At 60.3% G+C, this 17,183-nt stretch carries 13 protein-coding genes and 1 pseudogene; 4 read left to right on the forward strand and 10 right to left on the reverse strand.

Features of this window, described 5'->3' with window-relative positions; all coding sequences use genetic code 11:
• The first annotated feature begins 10 nt into the window (after positions 1-10).
• From gltB to hemE, 3 genes are all read left to right on the forward strand, one after another.
• On the forward strand, positions 11-4,459 hold the full coding sequence (gene gltB, locus VF672_RS18650; RefSeq protein WP_331106031.1) for a glutamate synthase large subunit: 4,449 nt from the start codon (positions 11-13) through the stop codon (positions 4,457-4,459).
• A gap of 116 nt (positions 4,460-4,575) precedes the next feature.
• On the forward strand, positions 4,576-5,994 hold the full coding sequence (locus tag VF672_RS18655) for an FAD-dependent oxidoreductase (RefSeq protein ID WP_331106032.1): 1,419 nt from the start codon (positions 4,576-4,578) through the stop codon (positions 5,992-5,994).
• A 230-nt stretch (positions 5,995-6,224) separates the two neighbouring features.
• Complete coding sequence (gene hemE, locus VF672_RS18660) at positions 6,225-7,289, forward strand: uroporphyrinogen decarboxylase (protein WP_331106033.1); 1,065 nt, start codon at positions 6,225-6,227, stop codon at positions 7,287-7,289.
• A 111-nt stretch (positions 7,290-7,400) separates the two neighbouring features.
• Here hemE and VF672_RS18665 read toward each other — a convergent pair whose 3' ends face one another.
• The gene (locus tag VF672_RS18665) at positions 7,401-8,669 is read right to left on the reverse strand and encodes an MFS transporter (RefSeq protein ID WP_331106034.1); all 1,269 of its coding nucleotides are present in this window, start codon (positions 8,667-8,669) and stop codon (positions 7,401-7,403) included.
• A gap of 117 nt (positions 8,670-8,786) precedes the next feature.
• On the opposite strand from VF672_RS18665, the gene VF672_RS18670 reads away from it, so the two are divergent.
• Positions 8,787-9,677, forward strand: a complete 891-nt coding sequence (locus VF672_RS18670) for a LysR family transcriptional regulator (RefSeq protein ID WP_331106035.1) — start codon at positions 8,787-8,789, stop codon at positions 9,675-9,677.
• Between the two features lie 29 nt (positions 9,678-9,706).
• Here the strand turns inward: VF672_RS18670 and VF672_RS18675 are convergent, their stop codons facing one another.
• From VF672_RS18675 to VF672_RS18715, 9 genes and pseudogenes are all read right to left on the reverse strand, one after another.
• Positions 9,707-10,933, reverse strand: coding sequence for a beta-ketoacyl-ACP synthase (locus tag VF672_RS18675; protein WP_331106036.1), 1,227 nt, complete (start codon positions 10,931-10,933; stop codon positions 9,707-9,709).
• Positions 10,933-11,661 (reverse strand): 3-oxoacyl-ACP reductase FabG, encoded by a 729-nt coding sequence (gene fabG / locus VF672_RS18680; RefSeq protein ID WP_331106037.1) that lies wholly within the window; start codon positions 11,659-11,661, stop codon positions 10,933-10,935. The genes VF672_RS18675 and fabG overlap by 1 nt, the downstream gene beginning before the upstream one ends.
• Positions 11,658-12,113, reverse strand: coding sequence for a hotdog family protein (locus VF672_RS18685; RefSeq protein WP_331106038.1), 456 nt, complete (start codon positions 12,111-12,113; stop codon positions 11,658-11,660). The genes fabG and VF672_RS18685 overlap by 4 nt, the downstream gene beginning before the upstream one ends.
• Complete coding sequence (locus tag VF672_RS18690) at positions 12,110-13,306, reverse strand: beta-ketoacyl-[acyl-carrier-protein] synthase family protein (RefSeq protein ID WP_331106039.1); 1,197 nt, start codon at positions 13,304-13,306, stop codon at positions 12,110-12,112. The genes VF672_RS18685 and VF672_RS18690 overlap by 4 nt, the downstream gene beginning before the upstream one ends.
• A complete protein-coding gene (locus VF672_RS18695) occupies positions 13,303-13,812 on the reverse strand; it encodes a hypothetical protein (protein ID WP_331106040.1) in 510 nt (169 codons plus the stop codon). Before VF672_RS18695 ends, VF672_RS18690 begins: the two co-directional genes overlap by 4 nt.
• Positions 13,809-14,543 (reverse strand): class I SAM-dependent methyltransferase, encoded by a 735-nt coding sequence (locus VF672_RS18700; RefSeq protein ID WP_331106041.1) that lies wholly within the window; start codon positions 14,541-14,543, stop codon positions 13,809-13,811. Before VF672_RS18700 ends, VF672_RS18695 begins: the two co-directional genes overlap by 4 nt.
• Positions 14,540-15,787: an NAD(P)/FAD-dependent oxidoreductase gene (locus VF672_RS18705; protein WP_331106042.1), complete on the reverse strand. Its 1,248-nt coding sequence runs from the start codon at positions 15,785-15,787 to the stop codon at positions 14,540-14,542. Before VF672_RS18705 ends, VF672_RS18700 begins: the two co-directional genes overlap by 4 nt.
• Positions 15,774-16,946 carry a sodium:proton antiporter gene (locus VF672_RS18710; RefSeq protein ID WP_331106043.1) on the reverse strand — a complete coding sequence of 391 codons (1,173 nt, stop codon included), beginning with the start codon at positions 16,944-16,946 and terminating at the stop codon, positions 15,774-15,776. Before VF672_RS18710 ends, VF672_RS18705 begins: the two co-directional genes overlap by 14 nt.
• Positions 16,943-17,183 (reverse strand): annotated as a pseudogene (locus VF672_RS18715) (hypothetical protein); the annotation flags it as partial. The pseudogene VF672_RS18715 and the gene VF672_RS18710, both read right to left, overlap by 4 nt.

The raw sequence follows: 17,183 nt of genomic DNA on the forward strand, positions 1-17,183 counted from the left end.
GAAAGTGTCTATGAAAGCAGGTCTGTACCATCCAGATGAATTCAAGGATAACTGTGGTTTCGGCCTGATCGCCCATATGCAAGGCGAGCCCAGTCATCACCTGTTGCAGACGGCTATCCAAGCCCTGACCTGCATGACCCATCGCGGTGGGATCAACGCTGACGGCAAGACCGGCGACGGTTGCGGGCTGTTGATTCAGAAGCCGGACGCGTTCCTGCGCGCCATCGCCAAAGAGCACTTTGGTAATGAGCTGCCAGCGCAATATGCCGTGGGCATGGTGTTCCTCAACCAGGACGACGCCAAGGCTGAAGCCGCGCGCGACAACATGAATCGCGAGATTATTGCCGCTGGCCTGACGTTGATCGGCTGGCGTCAGGTGCCTATCGATACCAGCGTGCTGGGTCGACTGGCCCTGGAGCGTTTGCCGAAAATCGAGCAGGTGTTCATCGGTGGTGAAGGCCTGAGCGATCAGGAAATGGCCATCAAGCTGTTCAGCGCCCGTCGCCGTTCGTCGGTAGCCAATGCTGCAGACACTGATCACTACATCTGCAGCTTTTCCCACAAGACCATCATCTATAAAGGCCTGATGATGCCGCGCGACTTGACGGCATTTTTCCCGGACCTGAGCGACGAGCGCCTGCAAACCGCGATTTGCGTGTTTCACCAGCGCTTCTCCACCAACACCTTGCCGAAATGGCCGCTGGCACAGCCGTTCCGCTTCCTCGCCCACAACGGCGAGATCAACACCATCACCGGCAACCGCAACTGGGCCCAGGCCCGGCGCACCAAATTCGCCAACGAATTGATTCCTGACCTCGACGAGCTGGGCCCGCTGGTTAACCGCGTGGGTTCCGATTCGTCGAGCATGGACAACATGCTCGAACTGATGGTCACGGGCGGCATCGACCTGTTCCGTGGCGTGCGCATGATCATTCCGCCTGCGTGGCAGAACGTTGAAACCATGGACCCCGATCTGCGGGCGTTCTATGAGTACAACTCCATGCACATGGAACCGTGGGACGGCCCGGCAGGCGTCGTGATGACCGAAGGTCGCCACGCGGTCTGCCTGCTGGACCGTAACGGTCTGCGCCCGGCGCGCTGGGTCACCACCAAAAACGGCTACATCACCCTGGCGTCGGAAATCGGCGTGTGGGACTACAAGCCTGAAGACGTCATCGCCAAGGGCCGCGTCGGGCCAGGTCAGATCTTTGCCGTGGACACCGAAACCGGCCAGATCCTCGACACCGACGCCATCGACAACCGCTTGAAGTCGCGTCATCCGTACAAGCAGTGGCTGCGCAAGAACGCGTTGCGCATCCAGGCGACCATCGAAGACAACGACCATGGTTCGGCTTTCTACAACGCCGACCAGCTCAAGCAGTACATGAAGATGTACCAGGTTACTTTCGAGGAGCGCGATCAAGTATTGCGCCCGCTGGGTGAGCAAGGTCAGGAAGCAGTCGGTTCCATGGGTGATGACACGCCGATGGCTGTGCTGTCGCATCGTGTCCGTTCGCCCTACGACTATTTCCGCCAGCAGTTCGCGCAGGTCACCAACCCGCCAATCGATCCGCTGCGTGAAGCCATCGTCATGTCGCTGGAAATCTGCCTCGGCGCCGAGCGCAACATTTTCCAGGAATCGCCGGAGCATGCTTCTCGCGTGATCCTCAGCTCGCCGGTCATTTCCCCGGCCAAGTGGCGTTCGCTGATGACCCTGGAGCGTCCGGGCTTCGAGCGGCAGATCATTGACCTCAACTATGACGAGCACATTGGCCTGGAAGCCGCGGTGCGCAACATCGCCGATCAGGCTGAAGAAGCCGTGCGCGCCGGTCGGACCCAGATCGTCCTGACCGACCGTCATATCGCGCCGGGCAAACTGCCGGCTCACGCTTCCCTGGCTGTAGGCGCTGTTCACCATCGTCTGACAGAAAAAGGTCTGCGCTGCGACAGCAACATCCTGGTCGAAACCGCCACTGCGCGAGATCCGCACCATTTCGCGGTATTGATCGGCTTTGGCGCTTCGGCGGTCTATCCGTTCCTGGCCTACGAAGTGCTGGGCGACCTGATCCGCACCGGTGAAGTGCTGGGCGACCTTTACGAGGTGTTCAAGAACTACCGTAAAGGCATCACCAAAGGCCTGCTCAAGATTCTGTCGAAGATGGGTATCTCCACCATCACCTCGTACCGTGGCGCGCAGCTGTTCGAAGCCATCGGTTTGTCCGAAGCAGTCTGCGACCTGAGTTTCCGTGGCGTACCGAGCCGCATCAAAGGTGCGCGTTTCGTTGATCTGGAAGCCGAGCAGAAAGCCCTGGCCGCCGAAGCCTGGAGCCCGCGCAAGCCTATCCAGCAAGGCGGCCTGCTCAAATTCGTGTTCGGCGGTGAATACCACGCCTATAACCCGGATGTAGTGAGCATGCTGCAAGCTGCCGTCCAACAAGGCGACTACAGCAAGTTCAAGGAATACACCGCTCTGGTGGATAACCGTCCCGTCTCGATGATTCGCGACCTGTTCCAGGTCAAGACCCTCGAAACGCCGATGGCCATTGATGAGGTCGAACCGCTGAGCGAGATTCTCAAGCGCTTTGACTCGGCCGGTATTTCCTTGGGCGCACTGTCGCCGGAAGCCCACGAAGCACTGGCTGAAGCGATGAACCGTCTGGGCGCACGCTCCAACTCCGGTGAGGGCGGCGAAGATCCTGCTCGCTACGGCACCATCCGCAGCTCCAAGATCAAGCAGATTGCCACGGGTCGCTTTGGCGTTACGCCTGAGTATCTGGTCAACGCCGATGTGTTGCAGATCAAGGTTGCGCAGGGCGCCAAGCCGGGCGAGGGCGGGCAACTGCCGGGCGGTAAAGTGAACGGTCTGATCGCCAAGCTGCGTTATGCGGTGCCGGGCGTGACGCTGATTTCGCCTCCGCCGCACCACGACATCTATTCCATCGAAGATTTGTCGCAGCTGATTTTCGACCTCAAGCAGGTCAACCCGGCTGCGCTGGTCTCGGTCAAACTGGTGGCCGAAGCGGGCGTCGGTACGATTGCTGCTGGCGTGGCCAAGGCCTACGCCGACCTGATCACCATTTCCGGCTATGACGGCGGCACAGGCGCATCGCCGTTGTCGTCGATCAAATACGCGGGCGCTCCGTGGGAACTCGGTCTGGCCGAAACCCACCAGACCCTGCGCGGTAACGACCTGCGTGGCAAGGTTCGGGTACAAACCGACGGTGGCCTGAAAACCGGTCTGGACGTAATCAAGGCAGCGATTCTCGGCGCCGAGAGCTTCGGTTTCGGCACCGCGCCTATGATTGCGCTGGGCTGCAAATACCTGCGTATCTGCCACCTGAACAACTGCGCTACCGGCGTCGCAACCCAGAATGAAAAGCTGCGCAAGGATCACTACATCGGCACTGTCGAGATGGTGATCAACTTCTTCACCTACGTGGCCGAAGAGACTCGCGAGTGGCTGGCCAGGCTGGGCGTGCGTTCCCTGGAAGAGCTGATTGGTCGCACTGATCTGCTGGACATCCTGCCGGGTGAAACCGCCAAACAGCAGCACCTTGACCTGACGCCGTTGCTCGGCAGCGACCATATTCCGGCTGACAAACCTCAGTTCAGCCTTGTGGACCGCAATCCGCCGTTCGACAAGGGCCTGATGGCCGAGCGCATGGTGGAGCTGGCCAAACCGGCCATCGAAAGCATGAGTGGCGGCGAATACACCATGGATATCTGCAACTGCGACCGGTCCATCGGCGCGCGGATTTCCGGGGAAATCGCCAAGCTGCATGGCAACCAGGGCATGAACAAGGCGCCGATCACGTTCCGCTTCAAAGGCACGGCAGGGCAGAGCTTCGGCGTGTGGAACGCGGGCGGCCTGAACATGTATCTGGAAGGCGACGCCAACGACTACGTCGGCAAAGGCATGACGGCTGGCAAGCTGGTCATCGTTCCGCCCAAAGGCAGCCCGTTCAAGACTCAGGAAAGTGCCATCATCGGCAACACCTGCTTGTACGGCGCCACTGGCGGCAAGCTGTTCGCTGCCGGTACGGCGGGCGAGCGTTTCGCAGTACGTAACTCCGGCGCCCACACCATCGTGGAAGGTACCGGCGATCACTGCTGTGAATACATGACTGGCGGTTTCGTCTGCGTTTTGGGCAAGACCGGGTACAACTTCGGTTCCGGCATGACCGGTGGTTTCGCCTACGTGCTCGACCTGGACAACACCTTCGTTGACCGGGTCAACCACGAGCTGGTCGAAATCCAGCGTATCAGCGGTGAGTCGATGGAAGCCTATCGCAGCCATCTGGAACGCGTCCTGGCCGAGTATGTCGAGGAAACCGACAGCGAGTGGGGCCGTAACGTCTGGGAAAACCTGGACGATTACCTGCGCCGCTTCTGGATGGTCAAGCCCAAGGCTGCGACGCTCAAATCGCTGCTCTCCAGCACCCGCGCGAACCCGCAATAAAAGCAGCCACGAGCTGCAAGCTTTCAGCGACAAGCTTGCAGTTCCGTGGGGTGAACAGAATTTGATTTCTTGCAGCTTGAAGCTTTTAGCTTGAGGCTGCCGCGAAGAGGCTCCAAATGGCTGAACGTCTCAGTAACGACTTTCAATTCCTCGATGTCGGGCGTAAAGACCCGAAGAAGAAGCTGCTGCGTCAACGCAAGAAAGAGTTCGTGGAAATCTACGAACCTTTCAAGCCCCAGCAGTCGGCCGATCAGGCCCACCGTTGCCTGGGCTGCGGTAACCCGTATTGCGAGTGGAAATGCCCGGTACACAACTTCATTCCCAACTGGCTCAAGCTGGTTGCCGAAGGCAATATCCTGGCCGCCGCCGAGCTGTCGCACCAGACCAACACGTTGCCGGAAGTCTGCGGCCGGGTCTGCCCGCAGGATCGTCTGTGCGAAGGTGCGTGTACCCTGAACGACGGTTTCGGCGCGGTGACCATCGGTTCGGTGGAGAAGTACATCACTGATACCGCATTCGCCATGGGCTGGCGCCCGGACATGTCCAAAGTCGTGCGCAATGGCAAGCGCGTCGCCATCATCGGTGCCGGCCCGGCGGGCCTTGGCTGTGCCGATGTGCTGGTGCGCGGCGGCGTGACGCCGGTCGTCTTCGACAAGAACCCGGAAATCGGTGGTCTGCTGACCTTCGGTATCCCTGAGTTCAAGCTGGAAAAAACCGTGCTGAGCCATCGCCGTGAAGTGTTCACCGGCATGGGTATCGAGTTCCGCCTCAATACCGAAGTCGGCAAGGACGTGACCGTTGACCAATTGCTCGAAGAGTACGATGCCGTATTCATGGGCATGGGCACCTACACCTACATGAAAGGCGGCTTTGCTGGCGAAGACCTGCCGGGCGTGCATGACGCGCTCGACTTCCTCATCGCCAACGTCAATCGCAACCTGGGCTTTGAAAAGTCCCCGGAAGATTTCGTCGACATGAAGGGCAAGAAAATTGTCGTGCTCGGCGGCGGTGACACGGCCATGGACTGCAACCGTACCTCGATTCGCCAGGGCGCCAGGTCGGTGACCTGTGCATACCGTCGCGACGAAGAAAACATGCCCGGCTCACGCAAGGAAGTGAAGAACGCCAAGGAAGAGGGCGTGAAATTCCTCTACAACCGCCAACCCATCGCCATCGTCGGTGAAGATCGGGTCGAAGGCGTCAAGGTTGTGGAAACTCGTCTGGGCGAACCCGACGCCCGTGGCCGTCGCAGCCCTGAGCCCATTCCGGGTTCCGAAGAGATTATTCCGGCCGACGCCGTGGTCATTGCGTTCGGCTTCCGTCCAAGCCCGGCGCCATGGTTCGAGCAATTCAGCATCCAGACCGACAGCCAGGGCCGCGTCATCGCCCCGGAACAGGCGCAGTACAAGCACCAGACCAGCAACCCGAAAATCTTCGCCGGTGGCGACATGGTTCGCGGTTCCGATCTGGTGGTGACGGCAATCTTCGAAGGCCGTAACGCGGCTGAGGGGATTCTGGATTATCTGGGCGTTTGATCGACGCTCTGTGATCTATTGTGGGAGCGAATTTATTTGCGAAGTGGTTTCAGCAGCAACATCAGTGCTGCCTGACACTCCGCCTTCGTGAGTGAATTCGCTCCCACAGTGTTTGGTTTCGTGTCGTTCTGCGCGACAAATCGACTCGATAGATAAAAGGCACGGCTTCTAGCCGTGCCTTTTGCGTCCGCGTCTGAGAAAATGCCCCCACTTTTTTTGCGGATGCCGACATGACTGCCTTGAAGAACGACCGTTTCCTTCGTGCCCTGCTCAAGCAACCCGTGGACGTTACGCCTGTCTGGATGATGCGCCAGGCCGGCCGCTACCTGCCTGAATACCGTGCTAGCCGCGCGAAGGCTGGGGATTTCATGAGTTTGTGCATGAACCCGGAGTTCGCCTGCGAAGTCACGTTGCAACCGCTTGAACGCTATCCGCTGGACGCTGCGATTCTCTTCTCCGATATCCTGACCATCCCTGACGCCATGGGCCTGGGCCTGTATTTCGAGACCGGCGAGGGGCCGCGCTTCAAGAAAACCGTCACTACCCTGGCTGAAATCGAAGCCTTGCCCATCCCGGACCCGCAAAAAGACCTCGGTTACGTGATGGATGCCGTCAGCACCATCCGCCGCGAGCTTAATGGTCGCGTCCCGCTGATCGGCTTTTCCGGCAGCCCTTGGACGCTGGCGACTTACATGGTCGAAGGCGGCTCATCCAAGGACCATCGCAAGTCCAAGGCCATGCTGTACGAAAACCCGCAGGCCATGCACTTGCTGTTGGACAAACTCGCTCAATCGGTCACGGCCTACCTCAACGGCCAGATACTTGCGGGTGCCCAGGCTGTGCAGATTTTCGACAGCTGGGGCGGCAGCCTGTCCGACGCGGCGTATCAGGAATTCTCGTTGGCTTACATGCAGAAGATCGTCAACGGTCTGATCCGCGAGAACGACGGCCGCAAAGTGCCGGTGATCCTGTTTACCAAAGGCGGCGGTCAGTGGCTGGAAAGCATGGCCGACACCGGTGCCGACGCGCTGGGCCTGGACTGGACCACCCCTATCGGCGATGCCCGTCGTCGTGTGGGCAACAAGGTTGCGCTGCAAGGCAACATGGACCCTTCCGTGCTGTACGCCAGCCCGCAGGCGATCCGCGCCGAAGTGTCACGCATCCTCCAAAGCTATGGCAGCGGTGAAGGCCATGTCTTCAACCTCGGCCATGGCATCACGCCAGAGGTCGATCCGGCTCGGGCAGGTGCGTTCATCGAAGCGGTACACGAGCTTTCGGCGCAGTACCACGCCTAATTGATCCTGTAGGAGCGAGCTGGCTCGCGAAGATAATCGTTCAGGCCCAGAGCAAGGGCCGGACGAATTGCCTTCGCGAGCACGCTCGCTCTCACCCTGTGTTCACTTGCTTCAGACCTGCGCCTCCACCACCAACGGCGGTAACTTCGCCAGCTTCAACGCCACGGCCAGCGCCACCGCCAACAACGCGCCGATAAACAGGCCGATTCCATTCCACCCTGCGTAATGCCAGAACACTCCACCGCCGGTACCGGCGATGCTCGACCCTGCGTAATAACTGAACAGGTACAGCGAAGAGGCCTGCCCCTTGGCTTTCAATGCCCTGCGGCCGATCCAGCTGCTGGCCACCGAATGTGCGCCGAAGAAACCGAAGGTGAACAACAGCACCCCGACGACGACCACCGGCAACGGCGTGAACATCGTCAGGGAGATACCGATCAGCATCAGCACGATGACTGCCCACAGCACCTGGCGACGCCCGAGCTTATCGGCCAGCGAGCCGATCTTCGCCGAACTGTAGATGCCGGACAGGTACACCACCGAAAACAAACCCACCACCGCCTGGCTTAAGTGATAAGGCTCGGCCAGCAGGCGATAACCGATGTAGTTGAACATCGTCACGAAGCTGCCCATTAACAGGAACGCTTCAAGAAACAGCAACGGCAGGCCGGCATCACGAAACTGCATGACGAACCCTTCCAGCAAGCTGCGTGGATGCAATGAGCGTGCGCGGAAGTTGCGCGACTCCGGGAGGATCTTCCAGAACACCGCCGCCGCAATGAGTGCTAATCCGCCGACCACCATGATTGCCGCATGCCAGCTGATGTAATCGATCAATACCCCCGTGATCACCCGGCCACTCATGCCGCCGATGGCATTGCCGCCGATATAAAGACCCATCGCCAGGCCAATGTGACTGGGGTGAATCTCTTCACTCAGGTACGTCATGGCCACAGCCGCCAGCCCGCTCAAGGACAGACCCACCAAAGCGCGCGTCACCAGCACCCCTTCCCAGCTCGGCATCAGCCCACTGGCCAGGGTGAAAATAGCGGCACAGAACAGCGAAAGCACCATCACCGGCTTACGCCCGAGTCGGTCGGAAATCGGCCCAGTGATCAACAACCCAATGGCGAGCATCGCCGTGGAAACAGAAAGAATCAGACTGCTCTGGGCCGCATTGATGGAAAACTCCCGGGACAACACAGGCATCATCGGCTGCACGCAATACAACAAGGCAAACGTCGCAAAACCGCCAGAGAACAGCGCCAGCACCGTGCGCATGAACATGGGTGTGTCTTTTTCGATGTAGGTATCGCCCAATGGAACAGCTGTTTGGAGGGTGATAGGTGCAGTGTCGGATGTCGCGACAGCAGGATTCACAATGGACCTCGGAGACGATTCGGCAAGCAATGGAGAAAAAGAATATAGCTCGCTAATCATTCTTTCCAATATATTGTTCGACCTGTTTGATATCTAAAACGACCTAATGGTAAGCCCATGGAATTACGCCATTTACGCTACTTCATCGCCGTGGCCGAAGAACTGCATTTCGGCCGCGCTGCGCAGTTGCTGGGGATTTCGCAGCCGCCGTTGAGCCAGCAAATCCAGGCGCTGGAACAGGAACTGGGCGCACGCCTGTTCAACCGCACCAATCGACGCGTCGAATTAAGTGAAGCGGGGCGTCTATTCCTCGACGAAGCGCGACTGGTGCTGGCGCAAATGGACAAGGCTGCCGATGTGGCGCGTCGAGCACAGTTGGGCGAACTGGGTGAGCTGAAGATCGGCTTCACAACGTCGGCGCCGTTCACGTCGAGCATTCCTCAGGCGATCTTCGCCTTTCGTCAGCGCTTCCCGGCGGTACATCTGGCGTTGCAGGAAATGAGCAGCAAGGAAGTCGCAGCCGGACTGGAGGATGAATCGATCCAGGTCGGCATCATGCGCCCGCTGCCATTACCTGATTCGCTGCTGGTTGTAGAGCTGCTACGTGAACCGCTGGTGGCGATCATCAACGCCGATCACCTTTTGGCCCAGGGGAGTGAGCAGGGGTTGTATCTGTCCGAACTGGCGGCCGAGCCGTTCGTGTTCTTCCCACGAACCTACGGCAGCGGGTTGTACGCACAGCTGATGGATCTGGCCAGAGCCGCAGGATTCAGCCCGTTGATGACTCAGGAAGCGGGCGAGGCGATGACCATTATCGGTCTGGTTGCGGCGGGGCTCGGGGTTACGGTATTGCCCGCGTCCTATCGGCGTATGCGCATCGATGGCGTGGTCTACCGAACCCTGCTCGACCCCGACGCCACCAGCGCAGTCTGGCTGGTACAACGCAAGGATCAGCAGTCGCCCATGGCCAAGGCGTTCATGGAGTTAGTGACGCAGCGGGCCGTGTAGGCGCTACGGTTTTGATGTATGCAGCGCATTCACCGCCAGCGTTTGAAAATCAACGACGTATTCACGCCGCCAAACGCGAAGTTGTTGTTCATCACGTATTCATGGCTCATCACCCGTGGTTCGCCGCGCAGGTAGTCGAGGTCGCCGCATTGGGGGTCGATCTGGTCCAGGTTCATGGTGTGGATGTAACGGTCGCGGTTGAGCATTTCGATGCAAAACCAGGATTCCAGCGCGCCGCAGGCGCCAAGGGTGTGGCCGAGGAAGCTCTTCTGCGAGCTGATCGGCATGCGCGGGCCGAACAGGCTGCTGGTGGCCAGCGTTTCGGCGATATCGCCTTGCTCGGTGGCGGTGCCATGGCCGTTGACGTAGCCGATGGCTTCGGGTGGCAGGTTGGCGTCTTCCAGGGCCAGTTCCATGGCGCGGCGCATGGTGACTTGCTCCGGACGGGTGCTGTGAGCGCCGTCGGCATTGCTGCCAAAACCCACCAGTTCTGCGTGGATGTGTGCGCCTCTGGCCAGAGCGTGTTCAAGTTCTTCGAGTACCAGCATGCCGCCGCCTTCGCCGATCACCAAGCCGTCGCGGCCAATGTCGTAGGGCCGCGGGCTGGTTTGTGGTGCATCGTTTTTCAGGCTGGTGGCGTACAGCGCATCAAAAACCATGGCCTCGGTCGGACACAGCTCTTCCGCGCCCCCCGCGAGCATCAACGGCAGGCGACCGAATTTGATCGATTCATAGGCATAACCGATACCCTGGCTGCCGCTGGTACACGCGCTGGAGGTTGGAATCAATCGGCCCGTCAGGCCAAAGAAGATGCTGATATTGGCTGCGGTCGTGTGGGGCATCATGCGCACGTAGGAGTTGGCGTTAAGGCCTTCGGCGACGGAATTGAGCAGCATGTTGCCGAAGGCTTTGATCTCATCGGTGCTGCCGGTGGACGAGCCACACGCAGTGCCCATGCGTCCGTCGCGGATGATCGGGTCGTTCAACAGACCGGCGTCGATCAACGCCTGTTCCGAGGCGCCCACGGCAAGCCGCGAAACCCGGCCCATGCTGCGCAGCTGTTTGCGGGTCCAGTGCGTAGGCACCACAAAATCGTCGATCGGGCCAGCCAGGCGCGTGTTGAGTTCGGTGAACCGATCCCATTCGTTCATGCGCCGAATGCCGCTGCGGTTGGCGTTGAAGTGGGCTTCGATGCTGGCCCAGTCGCTGCCCAGCGAAGTGATACCGGCCATGCCGGTGACGACGACGCGCTTCATCAGCACAGGCCTCCGTTGACGGCCAATACCTGGCGCGTTATGTAGGACGCTTCGGCGGACATCAGGAAATTCACTGCGCCTGCGACTTCTTCCGGAGTGCCCATGCGTTGCGCGGGGATCATCTTCATCAATTCATCCACTGGCACGTTTTCATCGAGCATGGCGGTGTCGATCAAGCCTGGCGCGACGCAGTTGACCGTGATTTTGCGCTTGCCCAGTTCGATGGCCAGCGCTTTGGCGGCGCCAATCACGCCAGCTTTGGACGCGCTGTAATTGACCTGTCCCCGATTGCCGATCAAGCCTGAAACCGACGTGATGCACACGATACGCCCGGCTGCCCGACGCCGGATCATCGGCATCATCACCGGATGCAGCACGTTGTAAAAACCATCGAGGTTGGTGCGCAGCACTACATCCCAGTCCTCATCGGTCAGCGCCGGGAAGGCGCCGTCCCGGGTCAGGCCGGCATTGAGCACCACGCCGTAATAGGCGCCGTGGGTTTCCACGTCGGCTTCGAGAATGGCTTTGCAACTGGCGCGGTCAGATACATCGAATTGCAGGATGCGCGCCTGGCGACCCAAGGCGACAACTTCTGCCTGCACCGCTTCGGCCTCGCTGCGCCCGCTGCGGCAATGCAGAATCAGGTCAAAACCGGCTTGCGCCAGACGTAGGGCGATGGCGCGGCCTATGCCACGGCTGGAGCCGGTGACCAGTATCGAGTCAGTCATGTTGCGGCTCCTTCGGCCAGGTACTTCGTAGGTTGTGGCGGGCAATACACATTCAGTCGGGCGAACGCTTCTATATTCGGGCCCGTCAGTCGGCATTCGAAGATGCCCATTCCGTTTTCATCCTGCAATGAGCGCAGTGCGTGGATCGTCAATTCGCTGCCCGCAGGAAAACGGTCGACGTTGCAGTCGAACTTGCGGCTGCCGAGCAGGAAGCCCAGCTCGACTGATTCGCCCCGGGTTCGTGCGCGATAGCCCGCATAGGCCGCGACGCTTTGCGCCATTAACTCAATGCCGACCCACGCCGGGATGCTGCCGTCTTCACGGTTGAACAGGCCACCGGGACGCACGGTCAGGCGCGTGTGAATCTGTTCCTCATCGAAACTGAGGATTTCATCGATAAGAATCATGTCGCCAGCATGGGGGATCAGCTCGGCGAGGGGCCATTGGTTCAAGGGGCGTCTCCGATAATCAAGCTGATGTTATTGCCACCGAACGCGAACGAATTGCTCATCAGGCAGCGTCTCGGCCTTTGCTCAAGACGAGCGCCGGGGCTGGTCCAATTCAGCGCAGGCAGTTGCGGATCGGCTTCGCCATCCCATAACTGCGGCGGCAGCGCGTGGGCGATGTTCTCGGGAGCAAGGCTCAACCAGCAGAACGCTGCCTCCAGTGCGCCGGCCGCCCCCAGCGTATGGCCGGTGAGAGGTTTGGTGGACGAACAGGGCACGCCATTCGGGAACATCGCGTTCACCGCCAGGCTTTCCATGGCGTCGTTGTGTGGCGTCGCGGTCCCGTGCAGGTTCAGGTAGCTGATGTCCTGCGGCTTGAGCCCGGCGTTATCCAGCGCTTGCTGCATGGCCTGGCACGCGCCGCGACCGGTGGGTTCTGGCGCAGAAATATGGTACGCATCGCAACTGGCCCCGGCGCCCAGCAGCGCAATGCAATGGGTGCCGCTGGCTTGGCGCGTCATGAGGAACAGTACCGCGGCTTCCCCAATATTGATCCCGTCACGGTTGCGCGAAAACGGATTGCAGCGCTGGGCTGACATGGCTTCCAGAGCTGAAAACCCGTTCAGCGTCAGTTTGCACAAACTGTCCACGCCGCCGCACAACACGGCGTCGCACAGGCCTAGATCCAAAGCGCGCCGGGCACTGAGCAAGGCGCGGGCGCTGGAGGTGCAGGCAGTGGAAATGACGTAGGCCGGACCGCTCAATTGCAGCCAGTGCGCAAGAAAGTTGGCCGGCGCGCTGAGTTCCTGTTGCTGGTAATCGTAGCTGTCGGGGAATTGCCGGCTGCGCAGCCAGGCGGCGATGCCGTCGCTGGCTTCGTCGATGCCCGAGGTGCTGGTGCCCAGAATCACGCCGACGCGTTCAGGGCCGTGACGTTCGATCGCCTGGCGAATCTCGCCTTCGATTTGCAGCGCTGCGGCCAATAACAACTGATTATTGCGACTGCTGTGAGCCGCCAGATGCGCAGGGATCGGCGGCAATACCGATTTGACCGCGCCCACCGGCAGAATACGCTCCGGCACCCAACCGCCTTCACTGCGCATGCCGCTGCCGTCGCCGGCAAACAACCGTCGGGAAACTTCTTCGTGATCATTGCCCAAGGCACAGATCAGCCCCACGGCGTTGAGGTAGGCAGTCATGGAGCGGCCTCGTTGTTAAGCGGGCTGATGCGGAAGATCAGCTTGTCTTCAGGCCTGGTTTTCGCCTCAGCCCTGAGCCCGAGGGTGAAGACGTCAGCCGTGCGGTATTCGACGCCCCAGCGGACGCCCAGACTGCGTTGCAAGCCTTGGCGTCGCGCCGTTGGATAAGCGTCGCGCAACTCAGTGTCCGGGGTCAGTGCAAACAGCAAGGCCGCGAACAATTCCCGAGCTTCGGCATTGGGCGGCAACAAGCCATCGGCCTGCCATTGGCCGTTGATCAGAAGCTGGCGGGCCAGCGGGATACCCAGCGGGTCCATCAACGACCAGCGCAAGCCGCTCGATTCCTGCTGAATCACCAGCAGCCAGTCCTGACGCTGCCCGGCTTGCTGGCGCTGCACATGCAGCTGCATTGGCAGTTTCAAACGAGGCATGGCGTCCGGCAGTGGCGCCTGGCTGGCGCAAGCGCTGAGCAACAAGATGCAGGCGATCAGCAGTGTACGAATCATTGAGCTGCACCGTTCAAGGGTTTGCGGGCCACGACGTTGACCAGGGTTTCTTCTCGCTGGCCGACAGGCATGGGCTTGCGCAGCTTCAAGCGTTCAAGCAAGCCAAAATCCTTGGCGCGGCTCCACCACAGATAAGGGTATGAGATGTTCTTCGGACCGAACTCGAAGCCTTGATCGCGCAACATCTGCACATATTGCCCGGCGCTTTTCTGCACGTGCATGGGGTGGCGAAACAGCCAGCGAATCACCCAGGTATTGATATACGCCTCGGTGGATTCGGCGAACAGCAGATAACCGCCCGGTTTCAGGACGCGATAGAACTCGGCCAGGGCTTGCTCCTGCTCCACCAGATGGTGAAACGTCTGATGACAGAACAGCAGATCGACGCTGGCGTCCGGAACCTGCAACGCGGCGCAGTCGCTGCCGATCAACTCGATATCAATGCCCAGTTGCCGGGCTTCGGTGCGGCTGGTAGTCAGGCTTTGCGGGTCGGCGTCGACGCCCAGTAAGCGTGACGGCGCGAACACCCGGCACAGGTGCTCGAACGACTTGCCCTGACCGCAACCGGCATCCAGCAAGACGGGATGACTGGGCGGCGCGCTGTCGAACAGCCCTCGCAGATCATCAATGGCCACCCGCAGCACGCGGTGTTGCCAAGTGTAGCTACGCAGAAACCACAGGCCGAAGCGGGTTTCCTCGACGTAGCTGTCACTCAGGAACGGTCCGCTCATGGCTCCATGCCCGCGCAGACTTCCGCCAACATGCGCAGGCGACGCTTAGGCTCGGTGACGAATGGATTGCGCTCGTCCCAGGCATAACCGGCCAGGATCGAGCAGATCATGCGGCGGATCTCCGGGGTGCCGCCGGCATGGAAAATCACGTCCTGGAACATGCCGGTATACCAGCCTTCGACATACGCCCGAAACGCATCGACGCCGCGCTTGAGGGGCACGGCAAATTCAGCTTCCCAATCCACGGGCTCGCCTTGCAGCTGTCGATGCAGCGAGGCCGCCGCCATGCTGGCCGAACGCATGGCGATGGTTACGCCGGAGGAAAACACCGGGTCGAGGAATTCCGCCGCATTACCCAGCAGCGCGAAGCCGGGTCCGTGAAGGGTTTTTACGTTGGCCGAATAGCCACCAATGGTGCGCGCCGGGGTATCCCACACGGCATCTTTGAGCAGGCCTTTGAGGTTCGGGGTTTCATCAATGAACGCCCGCAGGCAGGCGTCAAGATCATCAGGCTTATCCTCGAAGCGTTCGGCTGCCGCCACAACGCCCACTGAACAGCGGCCATTGCTGAACGGGATCGACCAGAACCACACGTCGCGGTGCTCGGGATGGATGCTGACCAGGATTTTTTCCCGGTCAAAGCGTGTGCTGTCAAAGTGATCTTCCACATGGGTGAACACCGCCTGACGCACCGGGAAGTTCGACGGGGCTTCAAGGTCCAGCAGGCGCGGCAGCACGCGGCCATAACCGCTGGCATCCAGCACGAAGCCGGCACGCACGCTGTATTCGCTGCTATCTGAACGGCGGACCCGCAACACCGGCTCCGGGTGGCTGAAATCAGCCGCGGTGATTTCCTGCTGATAGCGGATTTCAACGCCTTGCAGTTCGGCCTGGTCGGCCAGCAGCTTGTCGAAGTCGCCCCGTTGAACCTGGAACGTCGATGGCTTGCCGTTGCTGAAGGTTTCGCTGAAGTCGAAGGCGCTGTAGCGCTCGCCCCATGCAAACGCAGCGCCGTTCTTCTTCTGGAAGCCAGCGGCCTGCACCGCTTCGAGCATGCCCGCTTCTTCGATGAAATCCAGGCAGTGGGCGAGCAAGCTTTCGCCGATGGAAAAGCGCGGAAACTGCTGGCGCTCGATGATCAGCACATCGTGTCCATTGCGCTTGAGCAATGCCGCCGCGATGGCCCCGGAAGGACCCGCGCCGATGACGACGACCGTGCGACGTTCCATATCAGTTATTGGCACAAGATTTCCTCGCCTGTTCGGCAGTGTTCAAGGGAGTCGGCAGCGGCACGCGACCCATGCCCGCCAGTGCAGGCAGCAAGGTCGCCATCAGGCCCATCACCATCAGCGCGAAGTACAGCGCGGGGGTGATGAGCTGTTGTTGCAGTAGCAAATTGAGAAAAACGATTTCACTCAAACCGCGAATATTGAGCAGCAGACTTTCCTTCCAGCGACTGGCCCCGGCAAACGAAGCCGGTGCCCAACGCAGGCCCAGCCAGTTACCCAGTAGCTTGCTGGCAATGGGCAGCACAATCAGCGCGCCCAGTTGCAACCAGCTCAGGCTCGCCACGGCGCTGTGTACATTGATCTGCACTATGCCGAACGTCAGGATCAGCGGAATGGCCAGGTGGTTTTGCAGGCCTTTGAACAAAGGCGGATCAAGCGGCGGTACCCAGGCCTGCTTAAGCCGGGCCATGCACAGCAAGTAACCGATACCGAAAATCAGTGCGTTGAGTTTGTAATGCTCGGCCACCACCAGCAGCGCAAAGAAGGTCACGCTGTAGACCAGCGGCTGACGCACTTGCAGAGCACGCAACAGCAGCGGCACGCAGGCTCCGAGCAAAGGCAGCAACAGGCTGGCCAGGTGCAGGCTGCCTTGGGCCAGGGCGAACAGGCTCCAGCAGGTCAGGTCGATGAGAATCGCGGTCTGTACCAGACGTCGTGTGGCGGCGGGTGGATAGTCGATGTGCCGCAGATACAAATACAGCACCGGAATTGCGGTGATGGCGAACACCAGGCCGATGGCCAGTGAACTCAGCCAGGGTTGTTCCGGCAGCAGCCAGACCGCACAGGCCAGGCCTGCGATAAACGGCACGCAGAAACTCGGTACCGCGATCTTCAGGCTCTGGCGATCCATCTTCAGTTCGATCACATCGCTGAGGATATGCCCCAGCACCATGGCGAAACTCAGGCCATACAGGCTTTTCAGCCAGACCGGTGCCACCAGTTGCGCACCGGTCAACTGCCAGTGAGGCTCGATCCAGAACAACATCAACAACGGCAGGCCAAAGGTCGCCAGCAGCAGTTGGCTGACAATGGGAATCAGGCCCAGACGCCGGCCCAGATAAGTCGCCAGGGCGAACAACATCAAGGCCATCAGCCAGAACATCAGGATCATCATGAGGCTGCCTCGCCGGTGCTGGCCGCAGGCGCATGACCGGTACGGTTCGCAGCCCAGGGCGCGAGCATAAAGCTGAACGCCAGCCCCAGGCTTACGGACAAACCGAAGTTGCTGATGGCCGGGGTGCCAGACACCGCCAGCAGGCCGAACGACAACCAGGTTGTGACCGCTGCGAGCAAGGTGCCCAACAGACTGACGGCCGCGCCGCCGATTTGCTCACGCATGAGAATCGCGTAA

Origin of the sequence: Pseudomonas sp. (assembly GCF_036387035.1) — a bacterium.
Classification (GTDB): domain Bacteria; phylum Pseudomonadota; class Gammaproteobacteria; order Pseudomonadales; family Pseudomonadaceae; genus Aquipseudomonas.

Coding starts and splice junctions, on each gene's coding strand:
- gltB (WP_331106031.1), top strand. CDS start 11: ATGAAAGCAGGTCTGTACCATCCAGATGAATTCAAGGATAACTGTGGT.
- VF672_RS18655 (WP_331106032.1), top strand. CDS start 4,576: ATGGCTGAACGTCTCAGTAACGACTTTCAATTCCTCGATGTCGGGCGT.
- hemE (WP_331106033.1), top strand. CDS start 6,225: ATGACTGCCTTGAAGAACGACCGTTTCCTTCGTGCCCTGCTCAAGCAA.
- VF672_RS18670 (WP_331106035.1), top strand. CDS start 8,787: ATGGAATTACGCCATTTACGCTACTTCATCGCCGTGGCCGAAGAACTG.
- VF672_RS18675 (WP_331106036.1), bottom strand. CDS start 10,933: ATGAAGCGCGTCGTCGTCACCGGCATGGCCGGTATCACTTCGCTGGGC.
- fabG (WP_331106037.1), bottom strand. CDS start 11,661: ATGACTGACTCGATACTGGTCACCGGCTCCAGCCGTGGCATAGGCCGC.
- VF672_RS18690 (WP_331106039.1), bottom strand. CDS start 13,306: ATGACTGCCTACCTCAACGCCGTGGGGCTGATCTGTGCCTTGGGCAAT.
- VF672_RS18695 (WP_331106040.1), bottom strand. CDS start 13,812: ATGATTCGTACACTGCTGATCGCCTGCATCTTGTTGCTCAGCGCTTGC.
- VF672_RS18700 (WP_331106041.1), bottom strand. CDS start 14,543: ATGAGCGGACCGTTCCTGAGTGACAGCTACGTCGAGGAAACCCGCTTC.
- VF672_RS18710 (WP_331106043.1), bottom strand. CDS start 16,946: ATGATGATCCTGATGTTCTGGCTGATGGCCTTGATGTTGTTCGCCCTG.